General features: G+C 36.4%; 21 protein-coding genes and 1 other annotated feature (1 of these 22 only partly in view). Of the genes, 17 read left to right on the forward strand and 4 right to left on the reverse strand.

Going from position 1 to position 20,573, the window contains the following annotated elements:
- Positions 1–140, forward strand: a binding site (T-box leader) (it extends 69 nt beyond the left edge of the window).
- Positions 141–199: 59 nt separating this feature from the next.
- Positions 200–1,459, forward strand: coding sequence for a tyrosine--tRNA ligase (tyrS, locus tag HCB45_RS03455; protein WP_185319018.1), 1,260 nt, complete (start codon positions 200–202; stop codon positions 1,457–1,459).
- A 97-nt stretch (positions 1,460–1,556) separates the two neighbouring features.
- Here the strand turns inward: tyrS and rpsD are convergent, their stop codons facing one another.
- Together rpsD and msrC are read right to left on the reverse strand one after the other, a co-directional pair.
- Positions 1,557–2,159, reverse strand: coding sequence for a 30S ribosomal protein S4 (gene rpsD, locus HCB45_RS03460; RefSeq protein ID WP_003762477.1), 603 nt, complete (start codon positions 2,157–2,159; stop codon positions 1,557–1,559).
- 211 nt (positions 2,160–2,370) lie between these two features.
- Entirely contained in the window at positions 2,371–2,859 is a 489-nt protein-coding gene (gene msrC, locus HCB45_RS03465; RefSeq protein WP_185607778.1) for a free L-methionine (R)-S-oxide reductase MsrC, read from the reverse strand.
- A 292-nt stretch (positions 2,860–3,151) separates the two neighbouring features.
- Between msrC and ezrA the strand changes: the two genes are divergently transcribed.
- From ezrA to HCB45_RS03515, 10 genes are all read left to right on the forward strand, one after another.
- Positions 3,152–4,867, forward strand: coding sequence for a septation ring formation regulator EzrA (gene ezrA / locus HCB45_RS03470; RefSeq protein ID WP_185318903.1), 1,716 nt, complete (start codon positions 3,152–3,154; stop codon positions 4,865–4,867).
- A gap of 126 nt (positions 4,868–4,993) precedes the next feature.
- Positions 4,994–6,133: a cysteine desulfurase family protein gene (locus tag HCB45_RS03475; RefSeq protein WP_185318902.1), complete on the forward strand. Its 1,140-nt coding sequence runs from the start codon at positions 4,994–4,996 to the stop codon at positions 6,131–6,133.
- 1 nt (position 6,134) lies between these two features.
- Positions 6,135–7,346 carry a tRNA uracil 4-sulfurtransferase ThiI gene (gene thiI, locus HCB45_RS03480; protein ID WP_185618828.1) on the forward strand — a complete coding sequence of 404 codons (1,212 nt, stop codon included), beginning with the start codon at positions 6,135–6,137 and terminating at the stop codon, positions 7,344–7,346.
- 172 nt (positions 7,347–7,518) lie between these two features.
- Positions 7,519–8,550: an N-acetyl-gamma-glutamyl-phosphate reductase gene (gene argC, locus HCB45_RS03485; protein ID WP_185618832.1), complete on the forward strand. Its 1,032-nt coding sequence runs from the start codon at positions 7,519–7,521 to the stop codon at positions 8,548–8,550.
- 14 nt (positions 8,551–8,564) lie between these two features.
- A complete protein-coding gene (gene argJ / locus HCB45_RS03490) occupies positions 8,565–9,761 on the forward strand; it encodes a bifunctional glutamate N-acetyltransferase/amino-acid acetyltransferase ArgJ (RefSeq protein WP_185318899.1) in 1,197 nt (398 codons plus the stop codon).
- Between the two features lie 13 nt (positions 9,762–9,774).
- Positions 9,775–10,527, forward strand: a complete 753-nt coding sequence (gene argB / locus HCB45_RS03495) for an acetylglutamate kinase (protein WP_185318898.1) — start codon at positions 9,775–9,777, stop codon at positions 10,525–10,527.
- The gene (argD, locus tag HCB45_RS03500; RefSeq protein WP_185607774.1) at positions 10,524–11,678 is read left to right on the forward strand and encodes an acetylornithine transaminase; all 1,155 of its coding nucleotides are present in this window, start codon (positions 10,524–10,526) and stop codon (positions 11,676–11,678) included. The genes argB and argD overlap by 4 nt, the downstream gene beginning before the upstream one ends.
- A 1-nt stretch (position 11,679) precedes the next feature.
- Positions 11,680–12,630, forward strand: coding sequence for an ornithine carbamoyltransferase (argF, locus tag HCB45_RS03505; RefSeq protein ID WP_185607773.1), 951 nt, complete (start codon positions 11,680–11,682; stop codon positions 12,628–12,630).
- Between the two features lie 186 nt (positions 12,631–12,816).
- On the forward strand, positions 12,817–13,269 hold the full coding sequence (locus HCB45_RS03510; RefSeq protein ID WP_185318895.1) for a hypothetical protein: 453 nt from the start codon (positions 12,817–12,819) through the stop codon (positions 13,267–13,269).
- An 85-nt stretch (positions 13,270–13,354) separates the two neighbouring features.
- Complete coding sequence (locus HCB45_RS03515) at positions 13,355–13,654, forward strand: hypothetical protein (protein ID WP_260508436.1); 300 nt, start codon at positions 13,355–13,357, stop codon at positions 13,652–13,654.
- 96 nt (positions 13,655–13,750) lie between these two features.
- Here the strand turns inward: HCB45_RS03515 and HCB45_RS03520 are convergent, their stop codons facing one another.
- Positions 13,751–14,554 carry an NAD kinase gene (locus tag HCB45_RS03520; protein ID WP_003723315.1) on the reverse strand — a complete coding sequence of 268 codons (804 nt, stop codon included), beginning with the start codon at positions 14,552–14,554 and terminating at the stop codon, positions 13,751–13,753.
- A 178-nt stretch (positions 14,555–14,732) separates the two neighbouring features.
- On the opposite strand from HCB45_RS03520, the gene sppA reads away from it, so the two are divergent.
- The 6 genes from sppA (at position 14,733) to HCB45_RS03550 (ending at position 19,931) form a co-directional block, all read left to right on the forward strand.
- Positions 14,733–15,746, forward strand: a complete 1,014-nt coding sequence (gene sppA / locus HCB45_RS03525; protein WP_185318894.1) for a signal peptide peptidase SppA — start codon at positions 14,733–14,735, stop codon at positions 15,744–15,746.
- 19 nt (positions 15,747–15,765) lie between these two features.
- On the forward strand, positions 15,766–16,302 hold the full coding sequence (locus tag HCB45_RS03530) for an RDD family protein (RefSeq protein ID WP_185318893.1): 537 nt from the start codon (positions 15,766–15,768) through the stop codon (positions 16,300–16,302).
- 59 nt (positions 16,303–16,361) lie between these two features.
- Positions 16,362–16,859, forward strand: coding sequence for a thiol peroxidase (gene tpx, locus HCB45_RS03535; RefSeq protein ID WP_185318892.1), 498 nt, complete (start codon positions 16,362–16,364; stop codon positions 16,857–16,859).
- Positions 16,860–16,970: 111 nt separating this feature from the next.
- Positions 16,971–17,504 (forward strand): hypothetical protein, encoded by a 534-nt coding sequence (locus HCB45_RS03540; protein ID WP_185318891.1) that lies wholly within the window; start codon positions 16,971–16,973, stop codon positions 17,502–17,504.
- Positions 17,505–17,716: 212 nt separating this feature from the next.
- Positions 17,717–18,727 carry a class I SAM-dependent methyltransferase gene (locus HCB45_RS03545; RefSeq protein WP_185318890.1) on the forward strand — a complete coding sequence of 337 codons (1,011 nt, stop codon included), beginning with the start codon at positions 17,717–17,719 and terminating at the stop codon, positions 18,725–18,727.
- A 10-nt stretch (positions 18,728–18,737) separates the two neighbouring features.
- On the forward strand, positions 18,738–19,931 hold the full coding sequence (locus HCB45_RS03550) for an acetate kinase (protein WP_010989750.1): 1,194 nt from the start codon (positions 18,738–18,740) through the stop codon (positions 19,929–19,931).
- Between the two features lie 50 nt (positions 19,932–19,981).
- On the opposite strand, the gene HCB45_RS03555 is transcribed toward HCB45_RS03550, so the two are convergent.
- On the reverse strand, positions 19,982–20,446 hold the full coding sequence (locus HCB45_RS03555; protein WP_185318889.1) for a universal stress protein: 465 nt from the start codon (positions 20,444–20,446) through the stop codon (positions 19,982–19,984).
- Between the last annotated feature and the right edge of the window lie 127 nt (positions 20,447–20,573).

Below are 20,573 nucleotides of genomic sequence, written 5' to 3' on the forward strand. Positions count from 1 at the left end.
AGTAGAGGTAAGTAGACGAATTACATCCCGGAGTCACGCTGCGTAGGATAATGGCGCGGCCGGTGTTGAGCCGTTATTTTTTGAAGTAGGATTTTTTCCTAAAAGTAGGGTGGTACCACGTTAATTAATACGTCCCTTCGCTAAAGTTTTTGGCGGAGGGGCGTTTTTTATGTCCAAAAATAAAAGGAGAATGATGAAAATGAATATTATTGATGAATTAGAGTGGCGCGGAGCTATTTACCAACAAACAGATGAAGAAGGTTTACGTAAATGGGTTGACGAAAAGCAAATTTCTTTATACTGCGGGATTGATCCATCTGGAGATTCGATGCATATTGGTCATTTAATTCCATTTATGATTTTACGCCGTTTCCAAAACGCTGGGCACCGTCCGATTATCTTGGTTGGTGGAGCGACAGGAACAATTGGTGATCCAAGTGGGAAAAAAGAAGAGCGTCAGTTGCAATCAATGGATCAAATTAGTAAAAACGTCGAGAGCTTACGTGTCCAACTTGGAAAGATTTTTGACTTTGAGGGTGATTCGGCTGCGAGCATGGTGAACAACTATGACTGGACGAAAGATGTGAGTATCCTTGATTTCTTGCGTGACTATGGAAAAGAATTCAACGTGAATACGATGCTTTCAAAAGATATCGTTGCTAGTCGTTTGGAAGTAGGGATTTCATTCACGGAGTTCGCTTACCAAATTTTACAAGCGATGGACTTTAATCACTTATATGAATTTAATGATTGTCGTTTGCAAATCGGTGGTAGTGACCAGTGGGGGAATATTACCGCTGGACTAGACTTAATTCGCAAAAAACAAGGTGAAAATGCCAAAGCTTTCGGTCTAACAATTCCACTTTTAACAAAAGCTGATGGAACGAAATTTGGGAAATCAGAAGGTGGCGCGATTTGGTTAAATCCGGAAAAAACAACGCCATACGAATTTTACCAATTTTGGATTAATACGGATGATCGCGATGTAGTGAAATACTTGAAGTACTTTACATTCTTGACTGAAGTTGAAATTGATGAGTTAGCGAAACAAGTGGAAGAAGAACCACATTTACGAGCTGCACAAAAAACGCTAGCTGCTGAAATGACTAAATTTGTGCATAGTGAAGAAGCGTTAGAACAAGCGCTTAAAATTTCAAAAGCATTATTCAGTGGAGATGTAACAGCTCTAACTGCGGATGAAATTGAACAAGGTTTCAAAGACGTTCCAACATTTGTGGCGGAAGACACGGAAGCGAACTTAGTAGATTGGTTAGTATCACTTGGGATTGAGCCTTCCAAACGTCAAGCGCGTGAAGATGTGACTAACGGAGCAATCTACATTAACGGTGAACGTCAGCAAAACGTAGAAAAAGTAATTGATGCAAGTGACCGGATTGAAAATAAATTTACAATTGTAAGACGCGGCAAGAAAAAATACTTCTTAGTTTCTTATAAATAAGAAGAGAAGCACTCATTTTAGAATGAGTGCTTTTTTGTACATAAAAAAACCTTACAAACACAACCGAAGTCATGAAGTGTAAGGTTTTTAGTTCTAATTAACGGCTGTAGAATTCTACGATAAATGCTTCGTTGATTTCAGCAGCAAGTTCAGAACGTTCTGGTAAACGGTTAAGAGAACCAGTTAGAGTTTCTGCATCGAAAGTTACGTATTCAGGCACGAAGCTTGAAACTTCTAAGCTTTCAGCGATTGCAGAGTTTTTAGCAGATTTTTCACGAACAGAAATCACTTGACCAACAGATACTTGGTAAGAAGGGATATCTACGCGTTTGCCATCTACAGTGATGTGGCCATGATTTACGAGTTGGCGAGCTGCACGACGAGTGCGAGCAAGACCAAGACGGTAAACGATGTTATCAAGGCGTTGTTCTAGTAAGATCATGAAGTTCTCACCATGTTTACCTTGTAATTTACCAGCTTTGTTGAACGTGTTTTTGAATTGACGTTCAGTTAATCCATACATATGACGCAATTTTTGCTTTTCAGCTTGTTGCAAACCATATTCTGAGATTTTTTTACGTTGAGTTGGGCCGTGTTGACCTGGAGCATACGGACGACGCTCTAATTCTTTACCTGTTCCAGAAAGTGAAATTCCTAAACGACGGGAAACTTTCCAGCTTGGACCTGTATAACGAGCCATAAGAGACTCCTCCTTTTATTTGTTTTTGGTATAAAACAAACGTGACGTAAAACCAAATCAGGGCAGTTTACCTTCATATACCATCACCATAGCAGCCGCCGGTTACGCGATATACCACAGAATTACATCTGGGGGTAAACAACACACTCATTCATTTTACTCAAGCTGCATTTTACACATCTTCCAGTATAGTATAGTTACTAGTAGCTTGTCAATTGATTTCTTGAACGATTGTATCACGGATTTTTTCTAGCCACAACTGGTCCACTTCATCAAAACGATTAAAGAGGGGACTGTCAATATCAAGCACGCCAAGCAACCGATTATTTTTTACAATGGGTAAAACGATTTCTGAATTAGAGGCAGCGTCACACGCGATATGTCCAGGAAAATCATGCACATTTTCTACTATATACGTTTTTTGGTCAGAGGCGGCAGAACCGCACACACCTTTACCTAGTGGAATACGAATGCATGCAGGCAAACCTTGGAAGGGGCCAAGTACTAATTGATTTGTTTCTTTTTCAAGTAAATAAAACCCAACCCAGTTAATATCGGAAAGTGCTTGATTTAATATAGAAGAAACATTACTTAGATTTGCAATTAGATTTGTTTCGCCAGCAATCATTGCTTGTACTTGTTTTAAGGCAAGCTCGTAATTCTCTTCTTTTGTTCCGGTCATTTTTTTAATTTCAATCATATTTTAACCCCACATTTCTTTTCAAATAATGTCTTTAGTATAGCATGAACGACAAGGCATTTAGGAAAATTTGTTTTGAGGGAGGGTAGATTTTACTTGCTTCAAAAATTTTTTCGCTAAACGCAAGTAATTCTAGGCAAATCGTGGTAAAATAAAAGATGTGTATAATGAACTGAAAATGAGGAATAAAATATACTACATATGGAAAGATGTACATAATTGAAAAGATGTATGAGCAGCACGATGGTGGCTGTTTTTCTTTCACAAGTTAACGTTGATGGGAGGATTTTGGATGTACTACATGTTAATCGGCTTTATTATCGTAGTTATTGCAGTCATTGGTGCAGGCTACATATTAAAAAGAAAACATTACCAAAGAATAAACGAGTTAGAAGAGAAAAAGATTAAACTCAGAGAGCGGCCGGTTATTGATGAACTTTCAAAAGTGAAAAAATTAAAACTAACAGGTCAGACAGAAGCGCTTTTTGAATCATGGCGTTCGTCCTGGGATGAAATTGAAACAAGATTATTTCCTGATTTAGAAGAAGTTTTATTAGAAGCAGAAATGAACACAGACCGTTACAAATTCCGTTCTGCGACACATGCTGAAAATGATATTGAGCAAATGCTTGTTGTAATTGAAAAACAAATGGACCAAATTCTTGGCGGACTAAAAGAACTACTTATTAGTGAAGAAAAAAATGCCAAAGAAAGTCGTGCAACAAAAGAAAAATTTGCGGAGCTGCGACGTGAAGTTTTGACAAGAGGATTCAAACTTGGAGAAACGTTACCATATATCGAGGCAAAACTAAGTGAACTGTCAGAAAGCTTAAATAGCTATGATTCATTAACTGACCAAGGTGATCATTTAGAAGCGCGCGAAATTGTTATAGTAGTTCAAAAAGAAATGCAAGTAATTGAAGCCCAAATGGAACGAATTCCGTCTTTATTGCATGAAACAGATACCATTTTGCCAGAAGAAATGAATAAACTTCGCGCTGGCTATGAAGAAATGGTTCGAAAAGGTTATTATTTAGCTCAAATGGAGTTAGATAAAGAAATTTCTCGCATGAAAACGCAAATTGATAAAATGAAACAAAATGTAATCAATCTTGATTTAGATGAGGCTGAAGAAGGAATTGAAGAATTACATAATGAAATCGAATTGTTTTACGATACACTTGAACACGAAGCAGAAGCACGGCATTTTGTAAAAGAAAATCACAGTCCTACTTCTGATAAATTACAACGACAAAATACTGTTTCTGATGCACTTGCTGAACAAATCACGGAAGTAAAACAAACATATCATGTGGCGGAAGATGATTTAGCTATTTACCTTAAGACAAGCGCCAAATTAAGTGAAGCTAAAGAAAACTTCGAGCAATTGACAGCATTGATTGCTAGCGGAGAAATTGCTTATTCTGCAGCACAAGATACACTAAAAGAAATAGATGTGGCTCTACTTTCCATTAGTTCTGAACAAGATAAATTTGCTGAGGAATTACGTTCGCTCCGTAAAGATGAATTAGAAGCTCGCGATGACGCGGAACGAATGAGACGTGCAATTATTACACTTGATCGTAAAATGGAACGAGAACGTTTGCCAGGACTTCCAGAGGAGTATTTATCACTTCGAGCACACATGGGAGAATCCATTGATGCGCTTGAAAAACGTTTAGAAGAAAAGCCACTAAATATGAAAGCAGTTAGTCAAGATTGGCGAATTGCGGAAGAAGATTTAACACATTTAACGGAAAAAGCAGAAGAAATGATGGAAAATGTGCGCTTAGTTGAACATGTCATCCAATACGCGAATCGCTACCGTTTACGCAATAAAGAATTGGCAGATGAACTAGTTCAAGCAGAGAATCATTTTTATAACGATTACCAATATAAAAAAGCACTTGAAATTGCTGTAACTGCACTCGAAAAAGTAGAAACAGGTGCATTTAAAAAAGTAGAAAAAGCTTATGAATCAAAAGTAAGCGTGGATGATATTGAATAAAGTTTAAAAAACAAGGATTTCTATTGTAATAATAGAAATCCTTGTTTTTTCTAAATTAGTAGTTGGAATGTGTTGGAATTATGATAAAATGAAGAGTGGAATATTTGGGAGGAGAGTCTATTTTTTATGATTTATTTCGATAATAGCGCGACAACTAAACCAAATGATGCCGTGCTTGAAACATATACGAAAGTAGCAAGTAATTACTTCGCTAATCCATCTTCACTTCATCGTTTTGGTGCAAAGTCTAAAGAATTACTAGACGCATCCAGAAAGCAAATCGCAACAATGTTAGGGGTTTTTCCAGAAGAAATTATCTTTACATCTGGTGGGACAGAAGGAAATAACTTAGCAATTAAAGGTATTGCCTACAACTACAAAAACCGCGGAAATCATATTATTACTTCCAGTATTGAACATCCTTCTGTACGCTTAGTAATGGAAGAGCTTGAGGAAAATGGCTTTAAAGTGACGTATTTAAAAGTTGATAAAAATGGCGTTATCCAGTTAGATGAATTAAAAGCAGCACTTACGGATGAAACCATTTTAGTATCTATTATGGGTGTGAATAATGAAGTAGGGAGTATTCAACCACTCCAAGAAATTGGCAAATTGCTTACTACTCGTGCAAATACTTTCTTTCATGTCGATTTTGTACAAGGTGTTGGAAAAATTCCGCTCGTAATAAATAAACATGCGATTGATTTACTAACTTTTTCAGGCCATAAATTTCATGCTTTACGCGGTACAGGAGCACTTGTAAAACGGAAAAAAGTTCATTTACATCCGGAAATTATTGGTGGCGGTCAGGAAATGGGCTACCGTAGTGGAACAGAAAATTTAGCGGGTGTTGTGGCGCTTGCCAAGGCATTAAGATTAACACTAGAAAATGAATCAAAGAGAGTAGAACTAATCGAAATCCGTGATTATTTATTAACAGAGATTGCTCTAATGCCCGATATGACAGTGCATACTAAGAAAAACATAGCGGCACCACATATTGTTTGTTTCTCGGCAAAAGGTCACCGGGGAGAAATTCTAGTTCATGCATTAGAAAAAGAAGATATTTACATCTCAACAACAAGCGCTTGCTCATCTAAACAAAAATTAGCAAGTAGTACGTTAAAAGCCATGGGTGTGACAGACGAAGAAGCCACTGGCGCGGTAAGAGTAAGCTTATCTTATGAAAACCGTTTATCGGAAGCGAAAATTTTTATTCAAAAGTTGCAAGAAATTATTGAAAATCTAAATAAAGTGGTGAAATAAATTGGAATTTGATCGTATGTTAATTAGATACGGAGAATTATCTACTAAAGGAAAAAACAGAAAACAGTTTGTGACTAGATTGGCACAAAATGTGAAGCGCGCAATGAAAGATTTACCGGAAGTCCGTATTCACGGGGAACGCGACCGGATGTATATTATTTTAAATGGGGCAGATTATCAGCTGGCAGAAGAACGTTTAAAACCGATTTTCGGAATTCAATCGTTTAGTCCAGCGGTTCGCGTTAATTTAGATTTAGAAGAAGTAAAAACTGCCGCACTTGCATTAGTCCAAGATGTGCACGAAAAAAATGGTACTTTTAAAGTAGCGGCAAGACGTAGTCATCGTGAGTTTCCTCTGGACTCCAATGAAATCAATCAGGAAATTGGCGCACATGTATTACAAAATATCGAGGACCTGACTGTCAATGTAAAAAATCCGGATGTAAAACTAACGATTGATGTTCGTAAAGAAGGCGTGTTTTTATCATGTCGCACGATTCTTGGAGCAGCTGGTCTTCCAGTCGGATCTTCTGGTCGCGCGATGCTAATGCTTTCTGGAGGTATCGACAGTCCAGTTGCTGGTTATTTAGCACAAAAACGCGGTGTGGAGATTGAAGCAGTTCATTTTCACAGCCCGCCATATACGAGCGAACAAGCTAAACAAAAAGCAATCGATTTAGCAGGAAAACTGGCTAAGTATAGCGGACAAGTTCAAATGCATATCGTTCCATTTACAGAAATTCAAGAAGTAATCAAACAACAAATTCCTGAGAGCGTGATTATGACTGTTACACGCCGAATGATGCTTCGAATTACAGATGAAATTCGCCGTAAGAGAAATGGTTTAGCAATTGTTAATGGTGAAAGTTTAGGTCAAGTTGCCAGCCAAACACTCGAAAGTATGCTAGCAATTAACGCTGTAACAGCTACACCGATTATTCGCCCAGTTGTTTCCATGGATAAAAATGAAATTATTCAAATCGCACAAAAAATCGATACGTATAATTTATCTGTGCAACCATTTGAAGATTGCTGTACGATTTTCACGCCGCCTTCTCCAAAAACAAAACCAAAACTTGATAAAATCGAGCATTACGAAAGCTTCACAGATTTTGATTCGTTAATTGCGAAAGCATTAGACAACATCGAAACCATTTCTGTGAATGTAACTGAAACTGCGCAAGTGAAAGATGAGTTTGCTGACTTATTTTAAGATAAACCGTTTATCCTTTTTAGGATAAACGGTTTTTTGTATATTATATACATAAAAAAATAACTAAAAATGCATAAAATAGTTTTAAATATTAATAAAAAACCATTTGACATTATAAATATACATCATTATAATGAAAAGTATCATTTAACAATTAACGGGAGGGGTTAGGATGAAAGTTTCTATTATTGGGGCGACAGGATACGGAGGGCTTGAGCTAATCCGCTTGTTGCACCAACATTCTTCGGTCGACATAGCGACGTTACATAGTTTTTCCGCACAATCAGAAACATTGGCAAACTTTTATCCGCATTTAAAAGGTTTAGAAGCTAGCCCCTTAGAGAAGATAAATCCAGCAGAAATCATCGAAAAAAGCGAAACGGTTTTTATTGCTACGCCATCGGGAATTGCGAAAGATGTGGCCTTACCGTACATTGATGCCGGGCTTAATGTCATTGATTTATCCGGAGACTTTCGGCTAAAAGATAACCAAATTTACGAGAAATGGTACGGGAAAAAAGCGGCACCTGAGGATTACTTAGCTAAAGCGGAATATGGTTTAGCAGAATTTCGCGACAATAAACTTGCGACTTTTATTGCTAATCCAGGATGTTACGCAACGGCGACTTTGTTAGGGTTAGCTCCACTCGTGAAAAAACAGCTAATTGATCCCACCTCCATTATTGTAGATGCCAAATCAGGTCTTTCCGGTGCTGGAAAAGTGCCATCAACAAGCACTCATTTCACAGAAACGAATGAAAACATGACACTTTATAAAATGAATTCTCATCAACATATTCCAGAAATCATGCAACAACTAACAAAATGGGACGTGAGTATCCCAGCCATTCAATTTTCCACTTCATTAATTCCCATCACACGAGGCATCTTCACAACTATCTACGTTAAACCAAAAAAACCAATTACCGAGCAAGAATTACATCAATTATACGAATCTACCTACGAACATGCTCCATTTGTCCGAATTCAAGAGGCGAATTTTTATCCAACTATAAAACAAGTAACAGCTTCTAATTACTGTGATATTGGCTTAGCTTATAATGAAAAAACGAATGTAATCACCATTGTTTCCGTGATTGATAATTTAGTCAAAGGAGCCGCTGGTCAAGCCGTTCAAAATTTAAATATAATGGCGAATTTTGCTGAAAGTGATGGATTGGGATTTATTCCGGTGTATCCGTGAAGGGAGAAAATAATATGGAACTTATTAAAGGAAATATCGCTTCACCAAAAGGTTTTTATGCTGATGGAAAACATGCTGGGCTTAAAAGAAAACGAAATGATATTGGCTGGATTTATTCAGAAGTTCCGGCAAATTCTGCGGCAGTCTACACGATGAACCAAATGCAAGCTGCACCAATTTTTGTAACGAAAGATTCTTTTAAAAATAACGCGAAGTTACAAGCAATTATCGTAAATAGCGGAAATGCTAATGCGTGTACAGGGAATCAAGGGATGTTAGATGCACTTGCAATGCGAGCTAAAACGTCAGAAAAACTAGAAATCCCGCTAGATTCTGTAGCAGTTGCTTCGACGGGGGTTATTGGCGAGATGCTCCCAATGAATAAAATAATGGCTGGAATTGATATGTTAGACAAACAAACGGGAAATGCCGCTGACTTTGAAGAAGCAATTTTAACGACGGATACGTTTCAAAAACAAATCAGTTTTCAAACAAAAATAGGTGGTAAAATAGTGACGATGTCAGGGGTAGCAAAAGGTTCAGGAATGATTCACCCTAATATGGCTACCATGCTCGCTTTTATTACAACAGATGCAAACATTCCAGCTAAATTATTGCAAAAATTACTAAAAATAAAAGTAGACAAAACTTTCAATCAAATAACGGTTGATGGCGATACTTCTACTAATGATATGGTCGTTGTTATGGCAAATGGATGCGCAGAAAACCCGCTGATTCAAGAAGGAACAGCTGATTTTGACAAATTTGCAGCTATGTTTCAAGCCGTAACAGAGCACCTTGCTAAAAGTATTGCTCGAGACGGTGAGGGCGCGACTAAATTAATTGAGGTTCAAGTAAAAGGCGCGACTAAAACAGAAGATGCCAGAATGATAGCTAAAAAAATCGTTTCTTCTAGTCTCGTGAAAACAGCAGCATTTGGTGGGGATGGTAACTGGGGACGTATTATTTGTGCAATTGGTTATTCAGGTGGCCGTTTTGCACCAGATAACATTACTATTAAAATTGGTGGCATGGAAATACTAAATCATAGTAGCCAAACAATTTTTAATCAACAAGCATTAGATGCCTATTTAGAAGAAGAACATATCGTTATTGAAGTCGATCTTCATATCGGTCTTGAGTCAGGAACAGCGTGGGGATGCGACTTAAGTTATGAATACGTCAAAATCAATGCATGTTACCGGACCTAAGGAGTGAATAGAATTGAAAAATACAATAGTAGTAAAATTAGGCGGCGTTGCAAGTGATAATTTGACAGACCATTTCTTCCAGCAAATTATCAAATGGCAAGCAGAGAAAAAGAAAATCGTACTAGTTCACGGCGGCGGTCATTATATAACGAAAATGATGAAAGCACTTGATATTCCTGTTGAGACGAAAAAAGGCCTACGCGTTACTAATAAACAAGCGCTTGAAGTCACAAAAATGGTTTTAATTGGCCAAGTCCAACCAGCCATCACTACAGCTTTTCAAAAAAGAAATATTTCTGTTATTGGATTAAACGCTGGCGACACTGGTTTGTTAGAAGCAGATCAAATTAATGATTCAGACCTTGGTTTTGTTGGGAAAATTACTAAAGTGAAAACAGCTTTAATTGAACAATTACTTGCTGAAAATATTATCACTGTGATTGCACCGCTTGGTATCAATAGCGCGCATGACTGGCTAAATGTCAATGCTGATACAGCGGCTTGTGAAGTAGCAAGTGCGCTAAATGCTGAAGCGCTTTACTTACTAACAGATGTCCCAGGCGTGAAAAATGGAGCAAAAATTATCGACGAAATAGCTACGGATGAAATAAACAAATTACAAACTACCGACATAATAAAAGGCGGAATGATTCCAAAATTAGCAAGTGCTGCTTTTGCTGCTGAAAATGGTGTCGGTCAAGTAATTATTACAGATTCACTTGAAAATGCTGGAACAAAAATTAAAAATAAGGTGGCGATTAGATGAAACATGTTTTTCCAACCTATGAAAGATTCCCAGTTGATATAGTTAAAGGTAACGGTACAATTGTCAAAGACGCAACAGGTAAAACGTATCTTGATTTTACTAGCGGGATTGCAGTTTGCAACTTAGGTCATTGCCCGGAGAATGTTACGGAAGCGATTCAATCCCAATTAGCAAATATTTGGCATACTTCGAATTTATATGAATGTGCACTGCAAGATAGCGTAGCGGAATTAATTACTAACGGGACAGATAAACTAGTATTTTTTTGCAATAGCGGGACAGAAGCTAATGAAGCTGCTCTTAAATTAGCGAGAAAATATACAGGCAAAGAAAAAATAATAACGTTTGAAAAATCTTTTCATGGTCGTACTTTCGGTTCGATGTCAGCTACCGGACAAGCTAAAATCCATCAAGGTTTCGGAAGTCTTGTTCCTGGCTTTACATACGTTCCCTATAACGATATAGAGTCTTTCAAAACTGAGCTTGACGAGAATACAGCGGCTGTCATGTTAGAGGTAATCCAAGGTGAAGGCGGCGTCATTCCAGGAAATGCAGTCTGGCTAATGGAAGTTCAAAGACTTTGTAAAAAAGCAGGCGTATTACTTATTATTGATGAAGTCCAAACAGGACTTGGCCGAACTGGAACCCTTTTTGGTTTTCAGCAGACGTTCTTAGATCCAGATATTTTTACTTTAGCAAAAGGGCTTGGTAACGGTTTGCCAATTGGAGCAATGGTCGGAAAAGAATACTTAAGCAGTGCTTTTGGACCGGGAAGTCATGGTTCTACTTTTGGCGGAAATAAACTAGCCCTCGCAGCTGCGAAAGAAATTTTATTATCAATGAAGCAACCAGGATTTTTAGAAGAAGTGAACGCAAAAGCAGCTTATTTTAGAAATTTATTAGAAGAACATTTCGAGCAGTTAGAAAATGTTGTAGAAATTCGCGGTGAAGGTTTTCTCATTGGCATAGAACTGGATAGTATCGCGGAGCCAGTTGTTACAGAATTACGTAATAAAGGTTTATTAATACTAACAGCCGGGCCCAATATATTACGAATTTTACCACCTTTAACTGTAAGCTATGCAGAAATAGATCAAGTAATTAGTATATTAAAAAGCGTTTTGGAAAAACAATTGATTGGAAGTGAGTGAGATGACGATGTACGTTAAAAGCAGTACGACAGGAAAAGATATGTTAGATTTGCTTGAGTGGAATAAAGAAGAGTTGATCGATATTATTAAGCTGGCTGTTGCAATGAAAACAAATCCAGCTCATTATAGTCATATTTTAAGTGGAAAAATTTTAGGAATGATTTTTGATAAACCTTCTACTAGAACGCGGGTGTCTTTTGAAGCGGGTATTTTGCAATTAGGTGGTCAGGCGATTGTAATGAGTTCTAAGGAACTTCAAATCGGTCGGGGTGAGCCAATTAAGGACACAGCGCATGTAATGTCAGAGTATATCGATGCAATTATGATTCGGACTTTTAGCCATGAAAAAGTAGAAGAATTGGCGTACCATGCAGCGATTCCTATTATTAATGGTTTAACCGATTTACATCATCCATGCCAGGCGTTAGCAGATTTAATGACTATTTATGAATGGAAAGATCAATTTGAAGGTGTCAAATTAGCCTATATTGGTGATGGAAATAATGTATGTCACTCTCTTGTTTTAGCAAGCGCAATGGTTGGGCTAGATATACGACTAGCAATGCCAAAAGGATATGAGGTTGACGAAGCGATTCTCCATACTGCGAAAGAATTAGCAGAAAAAAGTGGCGCGAAGATTTTCATAACCGAAGATCCAAAGCTTGCTGCAGCAGATGCGGATTTTATTTATACAGATGTTTGGACAAGCATGGGGCAGGAAGAAGAAAATGCAAAACGTTTAGCTGATTTTGGGGGGAAATATCAAGTGAACAGAGAGTTAGTTAGTGTTGCTAAGCCAGATTATCATTTCTTACATTGTTTACCAGCACACCGAGAAGAAGAAGTGACAGCAGAGATTATTGATGGGGCTCACTCGGTTATTTATCAACAAGCAGGAAATCGGCTGCACGCACAAAAAGCATTACTAGCAGCGATTTTGGAAGTAAAATAATTAATGGAATAGACAAGGTGAGAGAAATGTTTGAAATCCCTAGTTTCTAATATAATTCTCCTAACTAATTTGTTTGTAATCATGTATAATAGGAAAAGTGAAAGTCCTATTGTTAACAATATCACTATGCTGTATTGTTTGTGTAAAACATTAAGTGAAGCGATTTTATATTAGGAAGGGGTCAGCATGGACAAAAAAGAATTTTTACAGGAACTTGAAGAAATTGTATCTGACCCAATTTTTATTGGAAAAAATAAATCAGAACGACAGAAAGAAATAGACAACAATATGTGGTGTATTTCTATAAACGTAAAAGTAGTAGAAGGGATAACTTTAGAGGATTTGCTTATATTCATTAAACGAGTTATCTCAAATCGAAATGAACAAGTTCAAAAGTTAAAACTGTCTAAAACCATCCTCTTTTATTTATGGTTTGATGCTCAAGCTAGTCAAATTAGGTTTAATGTTATATCTAATTATGATATAGCATTGCCATTCGGTTGTAAAACTACTTTTGTGGATAATTATGATTGTATCATTAAGGAATTTTTGCAAACAGCTTATCATAATGACTGCTCTTATATTGACGAATATACAAGCCAAGATTTTTCATTGAAGGTGTACCTTACGAAATTATAATGTTACACCTCATTTTAAGAATATTTGTAGACGAATAATCGTATAAAATCAACCTTTTTATTATTAGAAAGTAGGTGGAATATATTTGAAAAAGGAATTTTTTCACAATTCTATAATGGAGAGCGCAGAACTGGGAAGGGACAAAGTAATACTCGTTTTTTTAAGTAATGATAATTTATCCAAAAATTTAGCTTATAAGATTGTTGCAAATTTAAAATCTGAAAGAGAAGCGAAAATGACCTTTAACCTGACACAATTGAATTTTGAATTTGAAACAAAGCAAGTAATAATTTCCTATTATATTCTTGACGAAGAGTATCCGGATAAAAAAGTAACTTTTCAGGAGTTATTAGATTTGTTAAAATACAATTATAAAGTAACGTAAGATAAAACAATTACTACTAAATAAAAAAAGCAATATAAATTGGAAAAACTCCAAAACATATTGCTTTTTTTATTCATTTATTTGATGCCCAGTTTTTTATAGGAAATTACGTTTCACTTTATCCCAGAAGGAATTTTTAGGCAGTTTAATAATATTGATAAAGCGATCGCCTACTTCTAAGTTAACCTCATGAACATGTTGGATACTAAGTGCTTCGCTATCCATTCCAATCATTGGGAATTCATTATTTCCTTCTTCAGATGCAATCTCAATCCGTAATTTGCGTTTTGGACTAAGAATGAAAGAAGAACCGAGTGTGCGGAATTTATTATTGTTAATAGAAGCGAGTTCACTTACTTGCATAGATGGAAGAAGTGGGTCCACGATAGAACCGTTCACTGATTTATTATAAGCGGTACTTCCTGTTGGTGTGGAAATAACCATGCCATCTCCGCGGAAAGTTTCGAAGTGAGAATCATTAATATAAAGATCCATCGTAAGTGTTCTAATAATGGAAGAACGAATATTAAATTCATTTAAGACATAAAATGCTTTGGTATTATTTACTGTTCCATAAATAGTGGGGTAACGACGTACTAACCAACGATCTTCTATTGCTGCCTTGATGATTTCATCCAATTGATTAATATGGAAGTCACAGTATTGACCTAATTGCTCTGTTAGTGCAATCCCTGCATATAAACAATCTTGACGGAAGCCGGTTTCTCTTACAGATTTAAGAAAAGCACCATCGCCACCAATACTGATAATAACGTTTGCTTTTTGATAGTCATCTGTCAATTCATATCCATAATCCGTCGTAATTTTCTTCAATTCTTTTGCTTTTGCATGTAATTCTTCTGTTTTTCGATAGGAAAAATAAAAAATAGTTTTTGCCATGTTAGTTGTCCCTCCAGAATCCAATTTTAATCAACAAACTTATTATAACATGACTTAAGAGCAATTTCTTTCTTCATCTTTAAAAAAGTGAAAAGGGACACAATTTAAGAGAAAGATTGTACAAAATAAAAGAGACTGGTATTATTACATTATCTAAGTAGAAAAAGGGGAGAAATAAATGAACGCTAAAAGATGGATTGCACTAGGAATTGTTTTCGCACTTTTGATAGTTAGTGCGTTAGCAAAATTTACATCAAGTCAAATTGCTTCAATGGAAGAGAGTAACCCGACATTTATCGAAAGTTTATTCGCAGATATGGATGAACTCACAGAAACGGTAATTGAAGAAGGTGGAGCCGATACAATTGCTGTATTATCTGTAGATGGTACTATTCAAGATACGGGAGATTCTGGTTCTTTATTTAGTGGAGCAGGCTACGACCATTCATTTTTCATGCAACAATTAGAACAAGTGAGAAACGATGATTATATTCAAGGTGTACTTTTGTATGTAAATTCACCAGGTGGCGGCGTCATGGAATCCGCACAAATTCGTGACAAAATTTTACAAATTCAAAAAGAACGTAATATACCGTTTTATGTTTCCATGGGGAGTATGGCAGCATCAGGAGGATATTATATTTCCGCACCAGCTGACAAAATTTTTGCAAGCAAAGAAACATTGACTGGTTCGCTTGGCGTTATTATGCAAGGGTATGATTATAGCGAATTAATGAAAAAACTAGGTGTTTCGGATAATACCATTAAAAGTGGCGAATATAAAGATATTATGAGCGGCACCAGACCAATGACAGAAGATGAGAAGAAAATTATGCAGTCAATGATTGATGATTCTTACAATGAGTTCGTTAATGTCGTTGCAAAAGGTCGTGGAATGTCTGTAGAAGAAGTGCGCAAAATTGCAGACGGCCGCATATATGATGGTCGCCAAGCAAAAGAAAATGGCTTAATTGATGAGTTTGGCTATCAAGAAGATGCTTTAGAAGCTTTGAAAAAAGAAAAAGGACTATCGGATGCAACAGTCATCCAATATGATGCACCGGAAGACTTTAGTTCACTGTTCTCTGTAGCAGCACAAAAAATCTCCGGTCAAAATGCGGATATTTCTCAACTAATTAAATTAACTGGCACACTCAAAGCGCCAAGAATGATGTATTTATATGGAGAATAATGTGAGAGGAGAGGCGCAAATGGCTAATGAAAATGCTGCTTTTGAAAGTAAACGCCAAGTCTATCATTATGAACCACCTATTCCGAAAGAAGAAGCTATTCCTAAACAGTATTTTGCTGGATTTTGGATCCGATTTTTAGCTTATTTAGTTGATTTAGTTGTCATCGCGGCTTTGAAGGGAATTATCGTTAACCCGATTTTCCGTGTTTCTGGGATGGAAATGGATGACGGTTTTTTCACATTTTATTGGGGGATGACCACGATTATTTTCCTAGTTTACTTTATTTTACTAACTAAGTTTTTTGGACAAACAATAGGAAAAATGCTGTTCGGACTTCGTGTAGTCAAATTAGATGGGAAAAAATTAACTTGGTTAACCGTATTATTCCGAGAAGGTGCGATGCGTTTTGTATTAAAAACAATTTGGCCTTTATACGTTGTTTGTGCTTTTACGCCAAATAAACAAGGAATTGCAGATTTCTTTGAATCTACCTCTGTTGTCCACATAGGTTATTTAGAATTAGATGAAAAGTGGGCAAATGGAGCAAAAAAATAGCTTATAGTTCACTTCTTCTTTAAAATGGAATAGAAGCGTCCATTAAAGGAGGAAGAAAAATGACTCAAGTAACATTTAAACATAATCCAGTTACACTCGTAGGTACCGAAAGAAAAGCAGGCGATAAAGCGCCAAACTTCACAGTGGTTAATAGAGATTTAGAAGAAGTAACCTTGCACGATTATGACGGTAAAGTGAGACTTATCAGCGTTGTTCCTTCCATTGATACAAGTGTTTGTTCCACACAAACACGTAAATTTAATGAAGAAGCAAGCAATTTAGATAATACGGTTGTCTTAACTATCTCCGTCGATTTACCATTTGCTCAAAAGAAATGGTGTGCAGCAGAAGGTTTGCCAAATGCAATTACTTTATCTGACCACCGCGATCTTTCTTTTGGGGAAGCATACGGTGTCGTTATGAAAGAACTTCGCTTACTAGCGCGTTCTGTTTTCGTTGTAAATGCAGCAGGAGAAATTGTCTACACCGAAGTAGTTTCAGAAGGCAGCGACCATCCGAATTATGGAGCGGCAATTGAAGCTGCGAAAAAAGCATAAATTATCTGTAAAACGTAATGGGTCAAGAAATACTGACCTATTACGTTTTTTATTTTTATGCTAAGATAGCTTTATTGGTAGTCATAATAGATGGGAAGGCAAGGTATTTATATGGATAAAAAAGTTTTTATGGTTTTGGAAGATTTAAACATATTATTATCCACTTTCTTAAATAATGAGAATTTAGGAGTATTTTTTTCTAAAGATTATAAGCATCAGTATATAGGAATCGATGACATTAGTGAAATGCATCTTACTAAAATGCATTCAATATTAGTAGGTAATCAGGATGTACAGCTAAAAATATTAGGGAAATATCAAAGTGAAGTGAATCGAGATGATAAGAGAGGCTTTGTAAGTATAAGGCTTGGTGATGAGGATCAATATGCTTTAGGAGCAACTCTCTTTCTTTCTGATCCATCTGAAAATGAGAGAAGGGTAGTAAATTTAATAAATCAATTCTTACGAAAAAACTGCCATAAAGGTGTTTATAACTCCCAGCGTACCAAAGTTGAAAATTATTATTGGACAAATAGTGCGCTTCTACGTGAAAAAAATTGGCACTTATTCTTAAGGGAAAGAAAATTTTCTGAAAAAAATAAAATAAATGGATACACACCCTTTATAATAGAGGAAGACCAATAAATATATTTTATAGAAAATAGTGATTATTAAGTAGAAATTTTATGAGTAAGAAGTTTTTTCTGTATTACTACAAAAAATAAACTGTACTAATTATAATTAACTATTTCCAATTGGAATTTCATCTTTTACTACAGAAAATCCTTTCACATTCTTTAGAAATACTGTATAATATTTGGTGGTGTTAGTAATGATGGAAATTCGAGGTGTTACTTTTGGCAAATGAAGCAACGCAAGAATTGTTTCAAGTGCTTGATAATACAGCTATTATCTTGCAAAATGAACTTGAAATAAGCTATTTGGAAGCGGTTTATGAAACAGGAGAAAACCTGTTTCAAAAAGAAGTTTTACAAAAAGAAGAGTTGTCTTCTGAAAAACAATTGAAATTACAAGAGTCTTACGAAAGTATCGAACTTGAGAATTTTTCAAATGAAGAAATACGCAAAGGTCTTCAATTAGCACTACTAAAAGGCATGAAACATGGTATTCAAGTCAATCACCAAATGACACCAGATTCCATTGGTTTTATTATGGCTTATTTACTTGAAAAAGTGATTCAAAAAAAGAAAAATATTTCTATTTTGGATCCAGCCTGTGGAACAGCGAACCTTTTAACTACCGTGATAAACCAACTAGAACTAAAAGGCGATGTAGACGTTCATGCGAGTGGTGTGGATGTAGATGATTTGCTTATTTCACTTGCATTAGTAGGCGCGGATTTACAGCGACAAAAAATGACGTTACTTCATCAAGATGGTCTGGCTAATTTGTTAGTAGATCCTGTAGATGTTGTAATGAGTGATTTGCCTGTGGGGTATTATCCAGATGATGAAAATGCAAAAACATTTGAACTTTGCCGTGAAGAAGGGCATTCATTTGCACATTTCTTATTTATTGAACAAGGAATGCGCTACACAAAGCCAGGAGGATATTTGTTCTTCTTGGTACCTGACGCAATGTTTGGGACTAGTGACTTTGCTAAGGTGGACAAGTTTATCAAGAAAAACGGTCATATTGAGGGAATTATTAAATTGCCTGAAACACTGTTTAAGTCTGAACAAGCACGAAAAAGCATCTTGATTTTACGAAAAGCGGACGTAAATGTAAAGCCGCCAAAAGAAGTTTTACTGGCCAATCTCTCTTCACTAACAGATCCGAGCGTAACTGCACCGATTTTAGCTGAAATAGAGAACTGGTTCAAGGGAAACAATAATGGAAGGAATTGACAAAAACAAAATGGAAAAAACGATTGCAATTAACGCCGGAAGTTCTTCACTGAAATTCCAATTATATGATATGCCATCTGAACGTGTTATTACAGCAGGTATTGTAGAAAGAATTGGCTTGAAAGATTCTATTTTCACAATTACTGTAGACGGAGAAAAAATCAAAGAAATTATTGATATTCCTGATCATGAAATTGCTGTTCAAATGCTACTTGAAAAATTAATTAATCACAAAGTTATCGGTTCTTACGATGAAATTACTGGAATTGGTCACCGTGTCGTTCACGGTGGAGAAAGATTCCCTGAATCCGTTTATATTGATGACCAAGTAATTAAAGATATTGAAGCTCTATCTGAACTTGCGCCACTTCATAATCCAGCAAACGTTACTGGAATTAAAGCTTTCCGTAAAATTTTACCTGACGTTGTTTCAGTGGCTGTTTTCGATACAGCGTTCCACCAAACAATGCCTCCAGCAAGTTACCTTTACAGCTTGCCTTACAGCTACTATGAAGATTATGGCATCCGTAAATACGGTTTCCATGGTACAAGTCACAAATATGTATCCGAACGCGCTGCAGAACTTCTAGGTCGTCCTGTAGAAGAGTTACGTTTACTAACATGTCACCTTGGAAATGGTGCTAGTATTGCTGCAATTGAAGGCGGAAAATCAATGGATACTTCCATGGGATTCACTCCACTAGCAGGTGTTTCTATGGGAACTCGTTCTGGTAACATTGACCCAGCGCTTATTCCTTTTATTATGGAAAAAACTGGCAAAACTGCTGAACAAGTGCTTGATGTATTAAATAAAGAATCTGGTATGCTTGGTGTTTCTGGTATTTCAAGCGACCTTCGTGATTTAGAAGATGAAGCTGCAAAAGGAAACGACCGTGCAGAACTTGCACTTCAAGTTTTCGTTGACCGTATTCATAAATACATTGGTTCTTATGCAGCTCGAATGAACGGCGTAGACGCAATTATCTTCACAGCTGGTATCGGTGAAAATAGTTCATACATTCGTGAAAAAGTACTTCGTGGGCTTGAATTCATGGGCGTATACTGGGATCCAGCACTTAACCAAGTGCGCGGAGAAGAAAGATTCCTTAACTACCCACATTCTCCGGTAAAAGTAATCATCATTCCTACAAACGAAGAATTAATGATTGCTCGTGATGTAGAGACAATTAAAAACAATCGCTAAAAACGATAAAAAAGGCTAGCTCTTTTTAAAGAGCTAGCCTTTTTCTATTATTATTTCTCATCTTTATAATCAGGCACATCATTACGAACTACAAGGACATCACAAGGGGAGTGGCGAATAATATATTCTGATACACTACCAATTAACAAACGTTCTACAGCGTTTAGGCCAGTAGCACCACACATAATTAAATCTGCTTGGAATGCTTTTGCTGCTTCTTTTGTAATGGCTGTTTTTGGTGAACCGTATTCAATATAGCTTTCTACTTTTGTTACACCGCCTTTTAAAGCATCTTCTTTATAGCCACTAAGTAATTCGTCTGCATATTCAGTAGCTTTGTCCGCCATGCTTGTATCATAATTGGCTACGGACGAGAACGCACGTGTATCAATAACATGTACAAGACCAAGCGCCGCATCATTACGGTTAGCCACTTGAATTGCTTTTTGGAAAGCTCTTTCTGCTTCTTTAGATCCATCAACTGCTACTAAAACTCTTTCATATTGTTGTAACATAATAATTCCTCCAATCAAAATATATGTATCTACTATACTTATATTTTACCCCTTTTTTTCCAAAAGAACCATAAAATGAAAAATAAATTATTATGAGGTAAATATTTCGTCTAATTTTGCTAAATCT

It is taken from the genome of Listeria farberi (assembly GCF_014229245.1).
Taxonomy (GTDB): domain Bacteria; phylum Bacillota; class Bacilli; order Lactobacillales; family Listeriaceae; genus Listeria; species Listeria farberi.